We start from the raw sequence: 18,640 nt of genomic DNA on the forward strand, positions 1-18,640 counted from the left end.
ACTACGACTCGTGGACGTGCCCGCACTCGGGGCACTTGACCTCCTCGCCGCGCACCTCCGCGCTGGCCTCGCGCACGTCGCGCATCACCGACGAGATCTTGTCCTCGGCGGCCAACTCCTCCTCGACGGCGAGGTCCGCGCCCTCAACCTCCAGGAGGAACTTCGCGACCTCCGTCGACTCGTACATCACGTCGTCCAGGTCCTCGGCGGTGAAGAACCCCGACATCGCGCCGTAGAGGAACGTCGCGCCCGCCTTGCGCACCTTCTCCTCGAACGCCGCGCGCGCCTGGTTCACCGCCTGCGGGGTGTAGGTGTCCGTCATGAACGGGACGAGCCGCGGGAGGTTCTCACCGATCTTCGTCATCTCGACGCCCGTCTCCGTGCGGAAGTCCGCACACAGCCGCGCGATAGCCCACTCGCGCGCCGTCACGTACGTGCGGTCGCGCAGGAACTCGTTGACGCGGTCGTACTCCGCCCGCTCCATCTTCTGGAAGCGGTCGTACTTCTGCACGTCCGCCGGGACGTCCTCGGCTGCCCCCGGTACGTCCGCGCCGACGTCAGGCCCAGGCACCGACCCGTCGGCGTCTGCGGCGTCGTCTTCGTCGGTGTCGGGGGCACCGGCCTCGGCGGCACTAGCGTCCGTAGCAGCGTCGTCGACAGCGGCGTCGGCAGCGTCCTCCTCGCCGTGCTCGGTCGCCTCGACGCCCTCGGCGTCGTCGCTCGCCGCGTCCACGGCGGTGGTGTCGGTCCCGGCGTCCGCGCGCTCCTCGCCGGACTCGCCCCCCGCCGCGTCGACGAGTTCTTCGCCGCCGTCGGTCGCCGCGTCGTCGCTCATGCGCGCCCGTAGCCGAGCGACCGCTAAAAACCCGTCCCCGTCGTCGGACGCGCGGCGGACGCGCCCGCGCCGTCGAGGTGTCGGCGGCGGCACGCTTTTGTCCGGGCCTGCCGACCGTCGGCGCATGAAGGTACTGCTGGGCATCGGCGGGAGCGACGACTCCCTTCGGGCGCTGGAGGACACCGTCGAGCGGGCCCGGGTCGCCGGCGACGACCTCACGGTCGCGGTCGTCGAGAACCCTCGCTCCGATCGGACTCCGGACGAGGTGGAATCGCGCGTCCGCGACGTGCTGTCGGGCGCCGGACTCGACGCCGACATCAGGCGGGTCGACGGCGACGCGGGCAGCCAGATCGTCGCTATCGCAGAGGACGAGAGCTTCGACATGATCGCCCTCGGCGGCGGCGAGACCAGCCCGATGGGCAAGATCAACCTCGGCAGCATCGCCCAGTTCGTCCTCTTGAACTCCCACGTCTCGGTGAAGTTGGTCAGATGAGCGGCGACCGCATCTACCCGGACGAACGCGCCGGCCCGTTCGCGCCGCCCCCACTCACCTTCGAGGACCGCGAGGGGCGCGACATCGAGGTCCGCCCGTACCCGCCCAGCGCCGAGGGCGAGGAGGGCGAAGCCGAGTTCGAGGCGCTCGTGCGGATGTACACCGACTTCGACCCCGCCGACCGCGCACAGGGGATCCCACCGAGTCGCGAGGCCGACGTGCGCTCGTGGCTGGAGACGATCCTCGGGGGCGATGGGTTCAACGTCATCGCGTGGGACGGCGACGCGGTCGCCGGCCACGCGACGCTCGTCCAGGACGGCGACGCCTACGAACTCGCCATCTTCGTCCTGCAGGCGTACCAGGGCGCGGGCATCGGCACGCACCTCATCAAGGCGCTGTTGGGCCACGGCGCCGCCAACGGCGTCGAGAAGGTGTGGCTCACCGTCGAGCGGTGGAACCGCGCGGCGGTCGGCCTGTACAAGAAGGTCGGGTTCGAGACGAGCGACGCAGAGTCGTTCGAGTTGGAGATGACCGCGCGGTTGGCGGACCCCGAGTAGGGGTCCCGTCCCACCAGTCTCAGTCTCGTCTCGGGGCTCAGACCGACAAGACCGGCTGACTCGCGTACAGCAACACGTACTCCGCCGCCTTCTCCAGGACTTCGCCGGGTTCGCCCGTGAGCGGTTCGCGGGGGATGACGATGAAGTCGGCGTCGACGTCCTCGGCGGTGTCGAGGACGACCGACCCTGGGTGGGTCGTCTTGCGCTTCGTCGAGAAGCCGTAGGCGATGGAGGTGGAGACCGGGACGCCCTCGGCCTCGGCGATCTCTCGGACCGTGTCGGTGAACGCCTCGGTGTCCTCGGCGACTTCGGACTCGTCGACGGCGGCCTCCTCGATGGCGCGGACGACCTCCTCGCCGAGCACGTACACCGCGTGGACGGCGGCGTCGTAGCGCTCGGCGACGGCGACGGCGTACTCGACCGCCTCCAGTGACTCGTCGCTCCCGTCTACGGGGACCAGCACGCGTTCGACGGTCAGGCTCATACGCGTGCCTCCGTCGGAGGGCGTGAAAGGTGTTCCCCTCGCGAGAGCCTCGCGCTCGCCCCGCCATCGCACGGTTCCCGGCCGTCTCCGCTCGCTCCGAGCCCGGATCTGCTACCCCCCTGCTTCCGGTGGAACCCCGACTTCGTACTTAGGAGTATCGGGGGTCTCGTCGCCACAGCGCCACGATCTGGCGTCGGCGACCGCGGCGGCACCGTCGCCGCCGGTCGCGCCGAGAGCGGGCACCCGCCGTGGGGCCGCCCTACGCCAGCGCCGACAGCGAGAACTCGAAGGCGGCCACGGGCACCTCCATGTCGCGGTCGACCAGCACCGCGGGGTGGAGTTCGCCGACGACGCCGACGGACTCGCCGTCGACGACGACCTCGGCGACCCGACCGTCGAGGAAGCTCGGGTGCTCGCTCGCGGGCGTCTCCACGTCGGCGTCGAAGTCGTCACAGACGGCCTGCAGGCGCGCTTTCGCGTCCTCGTACGTCGCGTCCGTCCGCGCGAGCACGCCCGCCACGCGGTAGTCCTCGGCGACGCGGGTGTTCACGTCGTCGTCGCGGTGGGCGACGAAGCCGACCTCCGCGAGGTCCTGCGGGTACGTCCGGTGGGTGTTGTTCTCCAGCACCTGCACCAGCGAGGGGAGCGCCCACGTCCGCAGTTGGGTGTAGTCCTCGCTGTACGGGCTGGTGATCACGGCGGCCGGCTCCGCCCCGAGCGGCGCGTCCGCCAGGTCGGCGCCGGGGTCGCGCTCGTCGAGGCGCATCCGGTCGTAGTTCTCCGTCCCCGAGGTCATGTGGAAGTTGAGCATGTCCTCGAAGCCGAGGCCGATGAGGCTCGTGCGCACCGCCCGTTCCAGCCGCGAGCGCTCGTGGCGCCCGCCGATGGTGCCGATGTCGGGGTACGTCGGCTCCAACTCGTTGAAGCCGTACGCGCGCCCCACGTCGTCGACCAGATCCAGCGGGTGGAGCACGTCGACGCGGTACGGCGGCACCGTCACGTCGTACACCGTCTCCTCCTCGCCGAGCGAGTAGGCGGCGTCCATCCCCGAGCGTTCGAACAGGTCGACGACCTCCTCGCGCTCCAACTCCACGCCCAGCATCGTCTCGATGCGGTCGTGGCTGACGGACTTCTCGTCGGTGTCGAGGTCCGGGCGGAGCAGTTCGGGCCCGTACTCGTCGGGGTACGTCGCGCCGTCCTGGTAGTCCACCTGCACCTCCTCGACCGTCCCGCCGCGCGCGGAGAGGGCGTAGCAGATGATGACGCACATCTTGTCGATGGTCCACTGGTCGGTGCCGGTCAACTCGATGAACAGGTCCCGGGAGCCGGTGTCGACCTCCGTGCGCGAGCCGTTGATGACCGGCGGGAACGAGAACAGCCCCAACTCGTCGTAGATGGCGGGGTAGCGCTCCAGGTCCTCGACCAGGTCCGCGTACTTGTCGCCGGTGGGGTGGTCCGTGAGCACCTGCGCGGGCGTCATCTCCGCGTTCGAGTCCAGCGGAACGAACCGGTCGCCGTCGGGTTCGACGCCGCGGTAGGTGACGGTCTTCTCGGTCGCGCCCAGATCCGAGGAGGCGGCGTTGATGGTGCCCGACGGCTCGGACTCCTCGGTGAGTGCCTGCCCCTTCAGCATCGTGAGGTCGTGGACACCGATGGCGCCCTTGGCGCGGCCGCGCCCCATCGTCGCGTGGAGCTTCTCCTGCAGTTGGATGAGCGAGTCGAGCCCCGACTCGTCGAGGTTCACCCCGCGCACGACGGCGCCGGTGACGAACGGGCGCTCGTCGGGCACCGACGGGTCGACCTCGATGGTCCAGTCGGCGTCGTTCGTCTTCGGGACGTACACGCCGCGGTCGGCGCCGTACTGGTAGCGCAGCGAGCGCGCGACCCCCTCGACCGACAGGCGGTCGAGCCGGTCCGGTCCGAACTCGAACTGGAGGAGGCCGTCGTCGGTGTCGCCCTCGTACTCCAGCCCGAGCGCGAACAGGTCCTCCTTGAACTCGTCGTCCGTCTTGTCCTCGCCGGTCAGTCCGCGTAGCTCGTCCGTGTCGATGTCGACGACTGGCATCAGTAGGTCACCTCCGCGTTCCGCAGGAACTCAAGGTCGGCCAGCGTGCCGTGCAGGTCGCGGATGTCCTCCGCGCCGGTCGTGAGCATGGCGAGGCGCTCTAAGGCGAGCCCCCACGCCATCACGTCGCACTCGATGCCCAGCGGTTCGAGCACCTCGTCGCGGAACATCCCCGAGTTGCCGATCTCGATCTCTTCGCCCGTCTCGGGGTGCTCGCCGAACAGCTCGAAGCTCGGCTCCGTGTAGGGGTTGTAGTGCGGCTTGAACCGGATCTCCTCGATGCCGAACTGGCGGTAGAACTCCTCGAACGTCCCCATCAGGTCGCGCACCGACAGGTCCTCGGCCATCACCCACCCTTCGATCTGGTAGAACTCCAGCAGGTGGGTCGCGTCGAGCGTGTCGTTGCGGTACGCCTTCTGCACGGAGAAGTAGCGCTGTGGCGGCTCTAAGTCGGCGTCGGCGTACCCCGAGAGGTAGCGCATCGACAGCGACGTGGTGTGGCCGCGCAGGGCGATGGCGCGCGCGAAGTCCTCCGACCACGGCGAGTGGTAGCCGTCGCCGTCCTCGCCGACGCCCTCACGGTGGGCGTGTTCGACGCGGTCGACCAGTCCCTCGGGGATGTCGGCCACCGGCGGCACGTCCAGCGCGAAGCGGTCCCAGTGGGTGCGCGCCGGGTGGTCCTGCGGCATGAACAGGCAGTCGTTGATCCAGAAGTCGGCGTCGGCGTGCGGGCCGTCCATCTCCTGGAACCCCATCCCCACGAGCACGTCCTTGACGCGCTCGGCGGCGCTGCGGAGCACGTGTTCGCGGCCACCCTCGACGGCGGGCGCGTCGGCCTCGACGTTGTACTCGGTGAACTCGACGTCTTCCCACTCCCCGCTCGTCAGCAGTTCGGGGGTGAGGCGGTCGACGGTCTCGGCGGCCTCGACACCCTCCATCAGGGCGGTGACGCCCTCGTCGGTGAGCGTGACCGAGCGGACGGTCGTCTCGTCCAGTTCCACCAGCCCGCGGCTCTCCAGTCGGTCGAGCAGGTCTGCGTCGTCGACGGCCTCGCCGGCGGCGAGCGCGTCGAGTGCGGCGGCCTCCTCGTCGGCGTCGGGGTCGGCGTCCTCGCTGGCGCTGACCTCGCCGGAGTCGACGACGCCGTACCCCTTGCGGGCGTAGTTGGCGAGCGCGATGTCGACCTCGGGGCCCTCAAGCCCGCTGGCGCCGATTGCCTCGCCCATCCCGACTTCGCCGCCGGCGTCGCGGGCGGCACGGAACAGGCGGACCTCGGGGAGCCCAGCCTCGCGGTACGTCTCGCCTTCGTCGGTGAGCGTCGCCGACTCCTCGACGCGCTCGTCGACGGCGACGAGGCCCTCGTCGCGGAGGTCGAAGGCCGCCCGGGTGACCGCCTCGGGCTTCAGGTCCGTCTCCTCGGCGAGCTGTTCGATCGGCTTCGCATCGGTCGCGCTGGCGGCCTCCAGCAACGCGACCTGCGCCTGTGGGAGTCGCATTCGATTGTGTGCGTGTCCGTCCGGTCGGTGGTTAGTCGTGTCGTTCCGGCTCGCGGCGGCGCGACCCGTGCCCCCGCGGCGACGCGTGCGACCTGCTCGCTCCCGGCCCGGTGGTGTTTATCCCCTCACCGTGCGATACTGTTCGTATGGCTACATCCTCCTCCGAGACCCTCAAACACGCCGCTATCGGGGCGGTCGTCTCGCTCGTGACGTTCTTCCTGCCGTTCTCGCCGGTGATCGGCGGGGGCGTCGCCGGCTACCTCCACGGCTCCGACCGGACGGCGGGGGCGAAGGTCGGCGGGCTCTCGGGCCTGCTCGCGGCGATTCCCGGCGCGGTGCTGGCGACGCTGATCGCGTCGATCTTCGTCATCGTCGGCCCGGGGCAGCGTTCGGGGCTGCTCGTCGCGTTCGGCGTGTTCTTCGTCGCGCTGCTGATCGCGGCGTTGTACGGCGGTGCTCTCGGCGCCGTCGGCGGCTTTGTGGGCGCGTACCTCCACGAGGAGTTCGCCGACCCCGACCGCGTCGACCCCGCGGAACTCCGCACGGACGACGACCGCGACGACCGCGACATCCACTCGGAGTTGACCGAGTTCGACGAGTCAGTCGACGACACCGCCCGCGCCTGACCGCCGCACTCGCCTCCCAGGGTCCCCGCGTTACGCCACGTTCTGCTCCACCAGTAGCTCCCCGTCAGCGAACCGCTCGCGCGACAGCGGCGACACGTCGACCGACGACGACGCGCCGTCGAGCACCAACTCCGCGACCGCCGTCCCCGTCGCCGGCGCGTGTTGGAAGCCGTGGCCGGAGAACCCCGCCGCGGTGACGACGCCCGGGACCGACTCCTCGACGATGGCGTGGTGGTCGGGCGTCACCGCGTACAGTCCGGCCCACCCGCCCGCGAGGAGGCTGTCGGGGCCGAAGTAGTCGGCGAGTTCGCCGACGCGCTCGACGGCCTCGACCGCCCAGTCGGTGTCGGGCTTCTCGGAGAAGCGGTCGGGGTCGGTCACGACCGGGTCCGCCTCGGCGAAGTGGCCGCCGACGAGCGCGCGCCCGTCGCGCTCGGGGCGGAAGTGCGCGGTCGTGTCGGCGTCGATGACGAGCGGGTCGGACTCGGGGACGGGCCGTTCCGGTTCGATCACCGCCGTCTGGCGACGGTGGGCGACGATCGGCAGGTCGTAGCCGGCGCTGTCGGCGAGGTGTGGCGCCCACGCCCCCGCCGCGTTGACTGCGGCGTCGACCGTCAGGACTTCCCCGTCCGCGAGCGCGACCCGGACGCCGGACTCGCGCGGGTCGAGGCTCGCCACGGGCGTGTTCGTCCGAATCTCGACCCCCGCCTTGCGGGCCGCGGCGGCGTACCCCTGCAGCGCGAGGTGCGGGTCCGAGAAACTGTCCGTCGGGCAGTACGTCGCGGCGACGAACCTCTCGGGCTGGAGGCCGGGGCACACGGCTGTCATCTCCGCGGGGTCGACGAGCCGGCTGTCGACGCCGTACTCCTGCTGCATGGCGACCTGGTCGGCGAACGCGTCGGCGGTGGCCTGCTCGCGCGTGCAAAACAGGTAGCCAGTCCGGCGACGGTCGATGTCGACGCCGAAGCGCTCGGCGAACGCGTCCCAGACGGCGATGGAGGCGACCGACAACTCGACGTTGATCCGGGTGGAGAACTGCCCGCGGATGCCGCCGAGTGCGCGGTCGGTGCTGCCGGCGCCGAGACTGCCCCGTTCGAGGAGCGTCACATCGGCGCCCCGCGTCGCGAGTTCGTACGCGCTCGCGACGCCGACGATTCCTCCCCCGACCACGACGACGTTCATGTCTCGTGGTGTGTGAACGTGGGCAATGGGTGTTGCGGCGATCCACCCCGGGCGCCGCATGACACAAGTCGGTCGCCCTCGACCACCGCCCATGCACATCTTCGACGACGACGCGGTCGCAGACCTCCTCTCACTCGACGACCTCCTCCCCGTGATCGAGACGGCGTTCGTGAAGCAGGGACGCGGCGAGGTCGAGCGCCCCGAGCGCCCCCACTTCCCGGTCGGCGAGGGACTCGACGGCCGCGAGGACCCGCCGGGGACCGGCTTGGCGATGCCCGCGTACGTTCACGGCGACCCGGCGTACGCGACGAAACTCGCGTCGGTGTTCCCCGGCAACGCCGAGACGGCCCGCCCGACGGTGCAGGCGCAGGTGGTGCTCACCGACGCGGCGAACGGGGCGCCGCTGGCGCTGTTCGCCGGCGAGCGCATCACCAACGCCCGAACGGGCTGTATCGGTGGCCTCGCGGCTCGACACCTCGCCGCCGGGTCGGGCCCAGTCGACCTGGCGGTGATCGGCGCGGGCCAACAGGCGCGCTGGCAGACCCGCGCGATCGCGGCGGCTCGCGGCGTCGCCCGCGTTCGCGTCTTCTCGCCGACCCCCGACTCGCGCGAGGAGTGTGCCGCGGACCTCCGCGAGGAGGGGCTCGACGCCGAGGCGGTCGCGTCCGCGTCGGCGGCCGTCGGCGACGCCGACGTGGTCGTCACCGCGACGACGAGCGAGGCGCCGGTGCTCGACGGCGAGACGCTGGCGGACGGCGCGCTCGTCGTCGCCGTCGGTGCCTACGAGGCACGGATGTGCGAACTGGACGCGGCCACCTTCGACCGCGCCGCGCGGGTGTTCGCCGACGTGCCCGAGGAAGTCGCGGGGATCGGCGACATCGTCGACAACGGCGTCGACCCCGAGCGACTCACGCCGCTGTCGGCGGTGTTCGAGGGCGACGCCGGGCGCGGCGACGACGAGGAGGTGGTCGTCGTCGACAGCGTCGGCTCGGCGGTGTTGGACACGGCGACCGCGAATCACCTGTGGCGCGCCGCGGAGGCGGGTACCGCCGACGCCGGAGTCGAAATCGGCTTCTGAGCCGGTCGTGCGCGGGTGCCGCCCGGCGGCTCCTCGCCTCTCTGGCGGCGACCCACCTCGCGGCGACTACTCGTCGGACCGCTGCAGTGAGCTGATCGTCAGCCCGTAGGCGGCACCACAGTCGTCACAGACGGCGACGGTGTTGACTTCGACGTCGCCGCCCCGCGTGAAGTCGGACACCTCCTCGCCGCATGCGCACTCGAACGCGTACTCCATCTTACACGTGACTCACTGGTCGTATCAATACATCTTTCGGTCGAACGACGAGTGAGACGCCGGCGCCCCGCTCAGGGCGTGAGCCGTTCGACAGTGAGGTACGCGACCGACTCGGCTCCTGCGAGCGCGAACACCATCGACTTGCGGACGCCGCCGGCGAGGCGCACGTCGAGGGCGAGGTCCCGCGGGTGGAACCGGTGCTCGGGGGTGACGACGCGAACCAGCCGTTCGGAGTGGGGCAGTTCGGCGACGGACTCGACGGCGTCGTACGTGCGGAAGTCGGCGCCGAACTTGTAGCCGGTCTTCGGGACGACGCCGGCGTCGCGCAACTCGCGGTAGACGGTGAGTCGGCGGTCGAAGCGGTCGCCCTCGACCTCGCGCCCGCGTTCGACGACCGCCGCGGCGTCGAGGTCGACGGCCCCGCGCTCGGCGAGGTCGGCGGCCTCCAGCAGCGACAACTGGAGCGCGTCCACGTCGGCGTCGTCGCGGCCCGAGACCGGCTGGCCGTAGAACGCCGACTCGTACAGAGCGGCGGGCGGGCTCCAGCAGACGACGCGGTCGTCGAGCAGGTCCGCGTCGAGGCCGGTCGGGAGGTCGTAGGCGGTCTGCCCGTCGAAGCCGCCGCCGGCGGAACAGCCGAAGTACGACACCTCGCTCTCCTCGTCGACGACGGCGAGCGTCACGCCCGCCAGCGCCGTCGCCGCCAACTCCTCGCGCTCGCCGACGACGCGCACGCGGTGGGCGACGGGGCCGCCGGGCTTCTCGCCGCGCTCGAACACGAGGATGTCGGCGCCGTCCTCGGTGTCGTCGCGGTCGTCGCCGGCGCCGTCGCTCCCGGGCCACCCCTCCCGCGCGGGTGCGAGGTAGAACCCCCGCTCGCGGAGGTCGGTGTACACGAGGAAGCGCGCGGCGAAGCCGGGTTCGCTCGCGACACTGTCGCGGAAGAACGCCCGGAAGTCCATCCCGGACACCGACTCCAGGTCGCCGCGGTACAGGAGGTGCGCCGCCTCGACGCGCGCGAGGGTCACGTCCGCGCCGTCGGCCCGACCGTACCCCCGGGCGTCGTAGAAGCGCTGACGGGCGTCGCCGTGCGCGCGGACGACGTCGCCGTCGAGTGTCGCGTTCATACTGTGTGTCGGGGTTCGGTTCGGGTATAGGGGCTGTGGTCCTGTGATTCGCTGTCCACTGCGTTGGTGTCGAGACGACCGTCGCGAACCGCCTGACGACGACCGCGAAAGCCCCCGGGCGGCTCGCGGTCGAGTCCTCGCTGCGCTCCTCGGCTCGTTCCCTCCGGTCACTCGCCTGCGGTGCTTGCGTCGGAGTCTCCCGCGAGCCGCCCGGCCCCTTTCAGTCCCACCCGGCGGTTCCCTGGCCGAGTGTTGCCGGCGGCTGGTCGGCGCCGACGCTCTCGGGACACCGCTCACACGAGGCCGCGGCGGGTGTCCGGCGGCAGTCGTCGTCGTCGCCGGCGGAGGTCACGGCCCCCGTTCCGGGTCGGCGGGCCGGTCGCGTTCGCACGTCCCGTCCAGACAGCGCACCCCAGTCGCCGTCTCGAAGCGTGGGAGGCCGCAGGCACACTCGCCGGCGAACACGCCCGCCGGGACCGAGAACGCCGTCTCGCAGTCGGGGTAACCGTCGCAGCCGAGGAACGCCCGCCCGCGGTGCTCTCTGACGCGCAGGTCGCGCCCGCAGTCCGGGCAGTCGAAGCGGCGGTCCAGCACCTCGCGGACGGCGTCCGTCAGCGAGTCGCACGCGTAGTCGACGCACAGGTCGAGCGACTCGCCGCGCTCGACGGTCATCGTCGGGAGGCCGCAGTCGTCGCAGGTGGCGTCGTCGTGGACCGTCGCGCCCGACGGCAGACCGTACGAGTCGCCGCAGCCGAGACACACCACGTCGCCGCCGGTGCGCACGAGCGCCGCCCCGCAGTCGGGAGCGGGACACTCGCCGACCGGGACCCCGGCGTCGCTGACGGGGAACTCCACGACCTGGCCGTCGTCGTGCGAGCGGACCGAGAGGGTGCGCCCGGCGTCGTGGGCGGTGACGGCGAAGCCGTCGCCGTCCGCCTCGACGGTCAACGAGTCCGCGCGGGTGAGCCACGCGACCGGTTGGTAGCCCGACCGGTCGTGGACGAGCAGCGTGCGGTCGGGTTTGGCGAGGGCGACGACCCGGCCGCGCTGGGTCCGCTCGTCGCCGGTGGTCGTCTCGAAACGCGTCGTGCAGTCGCCCGCGAGGAGGGTACAGGTCGCTGGCATGGGGTGGGTGGTGCCGGTCTCCTACTTGGAGTCTCGCGTGGCCGGAACGCCCATCCCGCCGGGGGGAAATCGTCCGGTATGTCCGAGTCATCCGGCGGCGACGACGCCTCCTCCAGCGGCACCGACGCGCCCGAGGGCGCCACGGGCGCCGACACCACCGACGACCCCGGCGACAGCCCCGACTCCGCGCCCGGCACCGAACAGGCCGGCGCCAGCGGGGCCGCGCCCGTCGTCGTCTGCTTCGACATGGACGGCGTCCTCGTCGACTCCGAGGACTACTGGCACGCCGCCGAGCGCGAGGAGATCCTCCCGAGCGTCCTCGCGGGCGACCACCCCGCACTCGACGAGGTGACGGGGATGTACTACGGCGAAATCTACGACTACCTGGACGCCGAGTACGACACCACGGTCGACAAACGCGAGTTCATGCGGCTGTACGACGAGACGGCGACGACCATCTACGGCGAGCGGGTCGCCCTGCTCGACGGCGCCCGAGAGTTCGTCGCCACCCTCCGCGCGGAGGGGGTGCCGGTCGCGCTCGTCTCCTCGTCGCCGCGCGACTGGATCGACGTGGTGCTGGAGCGCTTCGGTCTCGCGTTCGACCTGGTCGCGCCCGCCGAGGAGTTCGACGGCCCCGGCAAGCCCGACCCCGGCCTGTTCGAGTCGGCAATCGCGGACCTGGGCGGCGTGCCCGAACGCACGGTCGTCGTCGAGGACTCCGAGAACGGCGTGCTCGCGGCGGCGCGCTCGGGTGCGTACACCATCGCCGTCCGCGACGAGCACAACGCCGACACCGACCTCTCGGCGGCCGACGAGGTGGTCGACCGGAGCAACCCCGACGCGCTGTACGACGCCGTGCGTCAGTCGACGCGGACGATGCGCGAGTCCGTCTCGGGGAGCAACGGGAGTTCGGGGTAGACGACCTCCACCTCGTAGCGCATCTCGTCTTCGCCGGGCGCGCCGAACACGCCGACCGGCACCGTCGTCTCGTCGCTGAGGTACAGCGTCTTCTGGGTCATCTCCACGCCGTTGGCGGTCACGCGGAGCCCCGCGCGGGCGCTCCCGCCGACGTTGCGCACCGTCACCTCCAGCATCTCGTTCTCGGCGGTGCCGATGCGCTCGGGGAACTCGCCCCACTCGACGACGGCGTTCGGGAGGTCCTCCGCCTGTCGGACCACCCGCTCGGCGACGCCCTCCGAGAGCCCTGCCCGCGTCAGGCGGTCGACGCCAGCCGACACCACGTCGGCGGGGGTGGTGAGGCCGCCAGACGAGAGGCTCTCCGCGCGCCCCGACCCGACGCCCTCGATGGCGGTGAGGCCGACCGCCTCGCGTTTGACGCCGTGTTCGACGCGGGCCTCGACGCGGCGCACGAGGTTGGCGGCGCGCGGGCCGGCGAAGGCGTCGGCGAACTCCCGCATCGCCGCGAGCAGGCGCAGGGCGTTCTGCTTGATGATCCACGCGTCCGAGCGCAGGTCAGACGGCGTCGACCCGCGGACGGCGGCGTGGAGGATCGCGAGCACCTTCCGGTTGCCGCCCTCCAGACTCGTGTCGATCCCGTCGAGCACGCGGTCGACGGCGTCCGACTCCGCCGAGCGCGCGGAGGCGGAGTCGAACTCGGCGGCCGCCGCGACCGTGTGGAGGACGCCGTTCTCGTCGATGGACTGGCGCTCGCCCAATTGCGCGAACCGCTCGGCCGTCTCCATGCGCAGGTAGTACTTCGAGGCGAGGCGCCCGAGCGTCGTCGCCTCGATGCCGAGGCGGTCGTCGGTCTCGACGAACCCGCGGTCCACCAGCGAGTTCAGCGTCTCGCGCACGCGGTCGCGGACGCCCTCGAAGTCGTACTGCTCGGGCTTGGTGCCGGCGCGCACGTAGTAGAACGTCGTCTCCAGCCAGTCCATCACGTCGTCGAGGCCGGAGATGGTGCCGAGCGCGATCTCGGCGTTGAGGTGGGAGTCGATGTCCTCGGCGAGTCGCGACTCGATCTCTTTGCCCTCCCGGAGCAGCTTCCGGTACTTGTCGGCGTCCGAGCGGTCGCAGACGACCCAGCCGTACCCCACGTCGTCGTACCCCGGGCGGCCCGCCCGGCCGAGCATCTGGAGCACGTCCAGCGGGCTGATGTCGACCTCGCCCTCCAGCGGGTCGTGGTGTTTCGTGTCGCGGATGACGACACAGCGGGCGGGGAGGTTCACGCCCCACGCGAGCGTCGAGGTGGAGAAGAGGAGTTGGATCTTCCCCTCCTTGAACCACTGCTCGACGCGGTCTTTGTCGTTCTTCGAGAGGCCGGCGTGGTGGAACGCGACGCCGTCGACGACGGAGTGGCGGAGCGTGTCGTTGTCCAACTCCTTGGCGGCGTTGTGGAAGTCGTAGTCGCCGCGGGCGCCCATCTCCAGGTCGCGCTCGCCGATCTCGTCGCGCGCCTTCTTGGCGGCCATCACGGTGTCCTGGCGAGAGGTGACGAACACGAGCGCCTGCCCCTCCTCGCGGATGTGTGGCTCTGCGAGGTCGAGCGCGCGGTAGAGGCGACGGTACTTGTCGGCGAAGGAGTTGTCGCCGTGGGTGTACGTCTTCACGCCGGTCTCCAAGTCGACGGGGCGGTACTCGTCGCCGAACTCGAAGGTCGTCTCCGGCGGCGCGTCGAGCCACTCGGCCACGTCGTCGACGTTCGGCATCGTCGCGGAGAGGGCGACGACGCGCGGGTCGCAGATGCGGCGCAGGCGCGAGACGGTGACTTCGAGGACGGCGCCGCGTTTGTCGGAGTCGAGCAGGTGGACCTCGTCGATGACACAGCAGTCGACGTCGTTGATGAAGTCGTAGCGGGCGGACTCGTGTTTCCGCGTCGCGGAGTCGGTCTTCTCGGGCGTCATCACGAGGATGTCGGCGCGCTCGGCGCGGCGGGGGTTGAGGTCGCGCTCGCCGGTGACGACGTACACGGAGTAGCCCATGTCCTCGAAGCGCTCCCACTCGGCCTCCTTCTCGTTCGTCAGGGCGCGGAGGGGCGCGATGAACAGGGCGGTGCCGTCCTCCCGAAGCGTCTCACAGATCGCCAGTTCCGCGAGCGCGGTCTTGCCGGAGGCGGTGGGGGCGGCCGCGACGACGTTCTCGTCGCGGTCGAGGATGGCGGGCAGCGCCTCCCGTTGCATGCGGTTGAACTCCTCGAACCCGAACGCGTCGGCGAACTCCGGCACGGCGTCTGCGACTTTCATGAGAGTGGGGTAGGGGTGGGGATGGGGGTGGTGGGTGTCCGGTGGCGCGGTCCGTCGGTCCCGTTGTCGGGTCGGCCGGGACCGCGCCGGCGACTAGGAGTAGGTCGGGGCGCTTCCGCGGATGAACCTTTCCCTCCGCGTCGATCGGTTCGTGTTGGTATCGGAGTGTTCCTGTTGCCGACGAGTGGGGTGGACAGCGTCTACGGACCGATGGCACACGAAAGTCCCGCCCACACCACCGCAGCCACGGCCTCCCCAGCCGACTCACTCCCTCGCTTCGCTCGGTCGTTTCGTCCCTCGCGCGCTTCCGCGCCCGGCGGAGCGGGCGCGGCGCGCGCCACCGCGGCCGCAGTTCGTCCACACCGTGCGGAGGGCTGCGACGCTCGGCCCGACCATCCGCAGGGTGGGACTGAAAGGGGCCGCGGCTGTGCGGTCGGGGGCCTCGCTGCGCGCGCTCGCTCCGCTCGCGTGCTTGCTTCGGCCGCCGTCCCGCACAGCCGCGGGGGCTTTCGCGGTTAGTCTCTACGAAGTCGTCGGCGCCAGGAAAACACAGAAATCGCCGACAACGACCCGACTTATTCGCTAAAGCCGTCTTCCCAGCGGAACGTCCCGTTTCGCTGGACGACCTCACCGTCCACGAGCATCCGCGAGTCCTCGGACATGTCCGTGATCATGTCGACGTGGACCGCGGAGTCGTTACCCGACTCGCCCTCGGGGAGGCACGAGTCGTACGCGCGCCCCACCGCGAGGTGGACCGTGTCGCCCATCTTCTCGTCGAACAGGATGGAGTCGGTGAAGCGGTCGATGCCGCGGTTCATCCCGATCCCCAGTTCGCCCAGTCGCCGGGCACCCTCGTCGGTGTCGAGCACGTCCGCGATGGCGTCCTCCCCCTGTGCCGCCGAGAAGTCGACGACCTCGCCGCCCTCGAACGTGAGCGACACGTCCTGCACGCGCTGGGCGTCGATGGTCATCGGCACGTCGAAGAACACCTCGCCCTCGGTCGCGTGCGGTGCGGTGAACACCTCGCCGGAGGGGAGGTTGTGGGAGTCGTACGCCACCGACGCCGCGGAGTTGACCGCCGTCCGGCCCTCGATGGACATCGTGAGGTCGGTGCGCTCCTTCTCGATGCGGACCTCGCTGCCCGCGTCGAGGATCTCCTTCATGTTCGCCATCTCGTCGGCGAGCGCCTCCCAGTCGCGGAGCACGGCGTCGTACACGAAGTCCTGGTACTCCTCGTACGCCATCCCTGCTTGCTGGGCCAGCGAGCGCGTCGGGTGGACCGTCGACACCCAGTCGGTGTCCATCCGCGCCTCGCGGGTCGCCGTGGTCGCCTTCCGCGCGGCCATTCGGCGCTCACCGTCGACGTCGGCGAGGGCGGCCGTGTTGCGCCCGCCGCCGACGCGGAGGTACACGTCCGCGGCCTCTAGCATCGCCAGTTTCGGCTCGCTGTGGGCGAACTCGCGGTCGTCGTCGCCAGCGCGGAGGAACGCACGGCCCACCTCGCTCGAGCCGTACGTCGTGAGGAGGGTCGCGTCGCGTTTCCCCAACTCCTCGGCCACCGCGACCGCCAAGTCGTGGGCGCCCTCCGCGACGTCCAGCACCACCTGGTCGCCCGCCTCGACGCGGGCGCTCCAGTCGACGAGTACCTCGGCGTGCTCGCGCACTCTGTCGTCCATACCGGGCGTCCGACTGCGGGGCGCGTAAGTGCGGCGCTTCCCCGTCCGCGTCGCCGGAATCCGGCCACCGACTGTCCCCGCCGTGGAGCCGACACCGCACACCGCAACGCATACGCCCCGCGTGGCCGACCCGCCGGTATGAGCATCCAACTCGGCGTGATCGGACTCGGTCGGATGGGGCAGATCGTCGTCGACCGCGTCCTCGACGCCGGCCACGACGTGGTCGCGTTCGACCTCTCGGCGGAGGCGACCGCCGCCGCCGCGGAGGCCGGTGCCGAACCGGCCGACTCCGTCGCGGACCTGTACGAACGACTGGACGCGGGTGCCGACGAGGGCGACGATGGCGTCCGCATCTGGCTGATGGTGCCCGCGGGCGACGCCGTCGACGCCACGCTCGACGACCTCGAACCGCACCTCACGAGCGACGACGTCGTCGTCGACGGCGGGAACTCCTACTTCGAGGACTCCGTGCGCCGCGCGGAGGCGACCGACGCCGCCTACCTCGACTGCGGCACCTCCGGCGGGCCCGCCGGCGCAGACCTGGGCTTCTCGCTGATGGTCGGCGGTCCCGAGTGGGCCTACGAGGAGTTGACGCCGGTGTTCGACGCCGTCGCGACCGGCCCCGCGGGCCACGACCGGATGGGTGAGGCCGGGTCGGGTCACTACGTGAAGATGGTCCACAACGGCGTGGAGTACGCGCTGATGCAGGCGTACGGCGAGGGGTTCGAACTGCTCCACGAGGGGCGCTACGACCTCGACCTGGAGGCGGTCGCGCGGACGTGGAACAACGGCGCGGTGATCCGCTCGTGGCTGCTGGAACTGTGTGAGGAGGCGTTCCGCGAGGAGGGGAACGACCTCGGCGACGTGGCCGACCGCGTCGAGGGCGGGTCGACGGGCACGTGGACGGTGCAGGAGGCGCTCGAACAGGAGGTGCCCGTGCCGCTCATCTACCAGGCGCTCGCCGAGCGGTTCGACTCGCGCCGGGAGCGGTTCGGCCGTCGCCTCGCGAGTCGCCTGCGGTACGGCTTCGGGCGCCACGAAGTGCCCCGCAAAGACGAGTAGCCGACCGCGCGAGCAGCCGACATCCGCCACGGCTATTGACCCGGCCTCGGAGCGGTTCGTATGGTCCCTCCATCGACACGACGACTGATCGCCGTCGCCCTCGTCGCCCTCGCGGTCGGTGCGGTCCTCGGCCCCTCGGTGAACGCGCTCCCCGGCTTCTCGGATCGCACCGGTCCGACCGACATCGCCGTCACAGAGTTCGAGCGACTCGACGCTGGCTGTGCGTCGGCGGTCGCGACGTACTCACGTGGCTCGGTGAGCGGCGACACGTTCACGAAGGTCACGTTCATCGAGACGGCCAGCACGGGCGCGAACCTCTCGGTGTGGACCGAACGGACCTCGCCCGATGGGGCCGACCTGAGCACCTTCCGTGTCCACGTCGAGTCACACGACGCCGGCCCCGCGAACACGACGTGCGAGACGGGCGTCCTCTATCGGATCTCCGTCGAGACGAGCGGCGGCGCGCCCGCGGGGTTCCTCGCCGACGACCACGGAACGCAGATTCAGTGGATGGAGAACGGCGCGTTCACCGTCTGTTCTGTGAGCGCGACCGGCGGCCTCGACACCCGGTGTCCCGGTGATCGAGACCATCCACGGGTGTGGGCGAACGCGACCGCGAACTGACGGGCTGTTCCCCGTCCCGTCGTCGGATCGACGTTCCCGGCGTCGCTCGATAATCACAACCCTTGTTACCCCCCGCTCCATAGCCGCGAGCATGGTAGACCCCGTGGCAATCGGGTTCGGCGCGGGCCTCGTGTTGGTCTTCGTCGCCCTGCACTTCGCGCGCGGCACGGGCTGGGAGGCCACCGCGGACATCTCCGAGGAGGTCATCGAGCGGCGCGCCGCCACCGTCCCCGAGACGGAGTTCCCCGAGCCGGGGAGCCGAGCGATCGGCGGCGGCAGCGCCCCTGCCGGCGCGATCGGCGGCGGCGAGGACGGTGAGCTCGAGGGCGGCGCAGCCGCCGAGGAGTCGACGAGCCCGGCCGACATCCCGGAAGACGAGATCGAGTACTTCGAGGTCGAGTACGTGAAGGAGGGCGACACCATCGAGGTCGCCAACAACGAGACCGTCCTCGACGCCGGTGAAGACGAGGGCTGGGACCTGCCGTACGCCTGTCGGCAGGGGCAGTGCGTCTCGTGTGCCGGCCAGATCACCTCCGGCGGCAACTCCGAGGAGTACGTCGAGCACGACAACCAGCAGATGCTCGACGACGCCGAACTCGACGACGGCTACACGCTCACCTGCGTCGCGTACCCGCGCGCGGACTTCACGATCGAGACGGGCGAGGCGCCGTAACCCGGCGCGCGCCGACAGCCACGGTTTCTCGGTCCACTCGACGGCACGGCGAGCGACTGCGTCGGACCGGCGCGGAGCGGTTCCGAAGGCTTATTCGCCGCGCCGCGGAACGGTGGAG

Annotated in this window: 18 protein-coding genes; 8 read left to right on the forward strand and 10 right to left on the reverse strand. The window is 71.1% G+C overall.

Annotation, left to right across the window (positions count from 1 at the left end; all coding sequences use genetic code 11):
• Nucleotide 1: 1 nt before the first annotated feature.
• Nucleotides 2-835, reverse strand: coding sequence for a DUF5806 family protein (locus tag P0R32_RS02585; protein WP_276238369.1), 834 nt, complete (start codon nucleotides 833-835; stop codon nucleotides 2-4).
• Between the two features lie 124 nt (nucleotides 836-959).
• Here P0R32_RS02585 and P0R32_RS02590 point away from each other — a divergent pair, with 124 nt between their 5' ends.
• Together P0R32_RS02590 and P0R32_RS02595 are read left to right on the forward strand one after the other, a co-directional pair.
• Complete coding sequence (locus P0R32_RS02590) at nucleotides 960-1,328, forward strand: universal stress protein (protein WP_276238370.1); 369 nt, start codon at nucleotides 960-962, stop codon at nucleotides 1,326-1,328.
• Nucleotides 1,325-1,885 carry a GNAT family N-acetyltransferase gene (locus P0R32_RS02595; protein WP_276238371.1) on the forward strand — a complete coding sequence of 187 codons (561 nt, stop codon included), beginning with the start codon at nucleotides 1,325-1,327 and terminating at the stop codon, nucleotides 1,883-1,885. The genes P0R32_RS02590 and P0R32_RS02595 overlap by 4 nt, the downstream gene beginning before the upstream one ends.
• 37 nt (nucleotides 1,886-1,922) lie before the next feature.
• Here P0R32_RS02595 and P0R32_RS02600 read toward each other — a convergent pair whose 3' ends face one another.
• From P0R32_RS02600 to pheS, 3 genes are all read right to left on the reverse strand, one after another.
• Nucleotides 1,923-2,369, reverse strand: a complete 447-nt coding sequence (locus P0R32_RS02600; RefSeq protein ID WP_276238372.1) for a universal stress protein — start codon at nucleotides 2,367-2,369, stop codon at nucleotides 1,923-1,925.
• A 259-nt stretch (nucleotides 2,370-2,628) separates the two neighbouring features.
• Entirely contained in the window at nucleotides 2,629-4,434 is a 1,806-nt protein-coding gene (pheT, locus tag P0R32_RS02605) for a phenylalanine--tRNA ligase subunit beta (RefSeq protein WP_276238373.1), read from the reverse strand.
• Entirely contained in the window at nucleotides 4,434-5,930 is a 1,497-nt protein-coding gene (pheS, locus tag P0R32_RS02610) for a phenylalanine--tRNA ligase subunit alpha (RefSeq protein WP_276238374.1), read from the reverse strand. The genes pheT and pheS overlap by 1 nt, the downstream gene beginning before the upstream one ends.
• Nucleotides 5,931-6,076: 146 nt before the next feature.
• Here pheS and P0R32_RS02615 point away from each other — a divergent pair, with 146 nt between their 5' ends.
• Nucleotides 6,077-6,556 (forward strand): DUF5518 domain-containing protein, encoded by a 480-nt coding sequence (locus P0R32_RS02615; RefSeq protein ID WP_276238375.1) that lies wholly within the window; start codon nucleotides 6,077-6,079, stop codon nucleotides 6,554-6,556.
• A gap of 30 nt (nucleotides 6,557-6,586) precedes the next feature.
• Here the strand turns inward: P0R32_RS02615 and P0R32_RS02620 are convergent, their stop codons facing one another.
• Nucleotides 6,587-7,738 carry an NAD(P)/FAD-dependent oxidoreductase gene (locus tag P0R32_RS02620; RefSeq protein ID WP_276238377.1) on the reverse strand — a complete coding sequence of 384 codons (1,152 nt, stop codon included), beginning with the start codon at nucleotides 7,736-7,738 and terminating at the stop codon, nucleotides 6,587-6,589.
• 91 nt (nucleotides 7,739-7,829) lie between these two features.
• Here P0R32_RS02620 and P0R32_RS02625 point away from each other — a divergent pair, with 91 nt between their 5' ends.
• Nucleotides 7,830-8,816 (forward strand): ornithine cyclodeaminase family protein, encoded by a 987-nt coding sequence (locus P0R32_RS02625; RefSeq protein WP_276238378.1) that lies wholly within the window; start codon nucleotides 7,830-7,832, stop codon nucleotides 8,814-8,816.
• Nucleotides 8,817-8,882: 66 nt separating this feature from the next.
• Here the strand turns inward: P0R32_RS02625 and P0R32_RS02630 are convergent, their stop codons facing one another.
• The 3 genes from P0R32_RS02630 to P0R32_RS02640 all read right to left on the reverse strand — a co-directional run bounded on the left by P0R32_RS02630 (nucleotide 8,883) and on the right by P0R32_RS02640 (nucleotide 11,284).
• Nucleotides 8,883-9,032, reverse strand: a complete 150-nt coding sequence (locus P0R32_RS02630; protein WP_276238379.1) for a hypothetical protein — start codon at nucleotides 9,030-9,032, stop codon at nucleotides 8,883-8,885.
• A gap of 71 nt (nucleotides 9,033-9,103) precedes the next feature.
• Nucleotides 9,104-10,159, reverse strand: coding sequence for a tRNA-intron lyase (gene endA, locus P0R32_RS02635; RefSeq protein WP_276238380.1), 1,056 nt, complete (start codon nucleotides 10,157-10,159; stop codon nucleotides 9,104-9,106).
• Between the two features lie 348 nt (nucleotides 10,160-10,507).
• Nucleotides 10,508-11,284 carry a topoisomerase DNA-binding C4 zinc finger domain-containing protein gene (locus tag P0R32_RS02640; RefSeq protein ID WP_276238382.1) on the reverse strand — a complete coding sequence of 259 codons (777 nt, stop codon included), beginning with the start codon at nucleotides 11,282-11,284 and terminating at the stop codon, nucleotides 10,508-10,510.
• 246 nt (nucleotides 11,285-11,530) lie between these two features.
• On the opposite strand from P0R32_RS02640, the gene P0R32_RS02645 reads away from it, so the two are divergent.
• A complete protein-coding gene (locus P0R32_RS02645; protein ID WP_276239341.1) occupies nucleotides 11,531-12,202 on the forward strand; it encodes an HAD family hydrolase in 672 nt (223 codons plus the stop codon).
• Here the strand turns inward: P0R32_RS02645 and P0R32_RS02650 are convergent.
• Entirely contained in the window at nucleotides 12,145-14,487 is a 2,343-nt protein-coding gene (locus tag P0R32_RS02650) for a DEAD/DEAH box helicase (RefSeq protein WP_276238383.1), read from the reverse strand. The genes P0R32_RS02645 and P0R32_RS02650 overlap by 58 nt on opposite strands.
• A 575-nt stretch (nucleotides 14,488-15,062) precedes the next feature.
• Nucleotides 15,063-16,163, reverse strand: a complete 1,101-nt coding sequence (locus P0R32_RS02655; RefSeq protein ID WP_276238384.1) for an aminopeptidase — start codon at nucleotides 16,161-16,163, stop codon at nucleotides 15,063-15,065.
• A 144-nt stretch (nucleotides 16,164-16,307) separates the two neighbouring features.
• Here P0R32_RS02655 and gnd point away from each other — a divergent pair, with 144 nt between their 5' ends.
• From gnd to P0R32_RS02670, 3 genes are all read left to right on the forward strand, one after another.
• Nucleotides 16,308-17,225 carry a phosphogluconate dehydrogenase (NAD(+)-dependent, decarboxylating) gene (gene gnd / locus P0R32_RS02660; protein WP_276239342.1) on the forward strand — a complete coding sequence of 306 codons (918 nt, stop codon included), beginning with the start codon at nucleotides 16,308-16,310 and terminating at the stop codon, nucleotides 17,223-17,225.
• Between the two features lie 60 nt (nucleotides 17,226-17,285).
• Nucleotides 17,286-17,849, forward strand: a complete 564-nt coding sequence (locus P0R32_RS02665) for a hypothetical protein (protein ID WP_276238385.1) — start codon at nucleotides 17,286-17,288, stop codon at nucleotides 17,847-17,849.
• A 91-nt stretch (nucleotides 17,850-17,940) separates the two neighbouring features.
• Entirely contained in the window at nucleotides 17,941-18,522 is a 582-nt protein-coding gene (locus P0R32_RS02670) for a 2Fe-2S iron-sulfur cluster-binding protein (protein WP_276238386.1), read from the forward strand.
• Nucleotides 18,523-18,640: the final 118 nt, after the last annotated feature.

The organism is Halobaculum marinum, assembly GCF_029338555.1.
Classification (GTDB): domain Archaea; phylum Halobacteriota; class Halobacteria; order Halobacteriales; family Haloferacaceae; genus Halobaculum; species Halobaculum marinum.

Coding starts and splice junctions, on each gene's coding strand:
- P0R32_RS02665 (WP_276238385.1), top strand. CDS start 17,286: ATGGTCCCTCCATCGACACGACGACTGATCGCCGTCGCCCTCGTCGCC.
- endA (WP_276238380.1), bottom strand. CDS start 10,159: ATGAACGCGACACTCGACGGCGACGTCGTCCGCGCGCACGGCGACGCC.
- pheT (WP_276238373.1), bottom strand. CDS start 4,434: ATGCCAGTCGTCGACATCGACACGGACGAGCTACGCGGACTGACCGGC.
- P0R32_RS02595 (WP_276238371.1), top strand. CDS start 1,325: ATGAGCGGCGACCGCATCTACCCGGACGAACGCGCCGGCCCGTTCGCG.
- pheS (WP_276238374.1), bottom strand. CDS start 5,930: ATGCGACTCCCACAGGCGCAGGTCGCGTTGCTGGAGGCCGCCAGCGCG.
- P0R32_RS02585 (WP_276238369.1), bottom strand. CDS start 835: ATGAGCGACGACGCGGCGACCGACGGCGGCGAAGAACTCGTCGACGCG.
- P0R32_RS02630 (WP_276238379.1), bottom strand. CDS start 9,032: ATGGAGTACGCGTTCGAGTGCGCATGCGGCGAGGAGGTGTCCGACTTC.
- P0R32_RS02670 (WP_276238386.1), top strand. CDS start 17,941: ATGGTAGACCCCGTGGCAATCGGGTTCGGCGCGGGCCTCGTGTTGGTC.
- P0R32_RS02625 (WP_276238378.1), top strand. CDS start 7,830: ATGCACATCTTCGACGACGACGCGGTCGCAGACCTCCTCTCACTCGAC.
- P0R32_RS02620 (WP_276238377.1), bottom strand. CDS start 7,738: ATGAACGTCGTCGTGGTCGGGGGAGGAATCGTCGGCGTCGCGAGCGCG.
- P0R32_RS02640 (WP_276238382.1), bottom strand. CDS start 11,284: ATGCCAGCGACCTGTACCCTCCTCGCGGGCGACTGCACGACGCGTTTC.
- P0R32_RS02615 (WP_276238375.1), top strand. CDS start 6,077: ATGGCTACATCCTCCTCCGAGACCCTCAAACACGCCGCTATCGGGGCG.
- P0R32_RS02645 (WP_276239341.1), top strand. CDS start 11,531: ATGGACGGCGTCCTCGTCGACTCCGAGGACTACTGGCACGCCGCCGAG.
- P0R32_RS02650 (WP_276238383.1), bottom strand. CDS start 14,487: ATGAAAGTCGCAGACGCCGTGCCGGAGTTCGCCGACGCGTTCGGGTTC.
- P0R32_RS02600 (WP_276238372.1), bottom strand. CDS start 2,369: ATGAGCCTGACCGTCGAACGCGTGCTGGTCCCCGTAGACGGGAGCGAC.
- P0R32_RS02590 (WP_276238370.1), top strand. CDS start 960: ATGAAGGTACTGCTGGGCATCGGCGGGAGCGACGACTCCCTTCGGGCG.
- P0R32_RS02655 (WP_276238384.1), bottom strand. CDS start 16,163: ATGGACGACAGAGTGCGCGAGCACGCCGAGGTACTCGTCGACTGGAGC.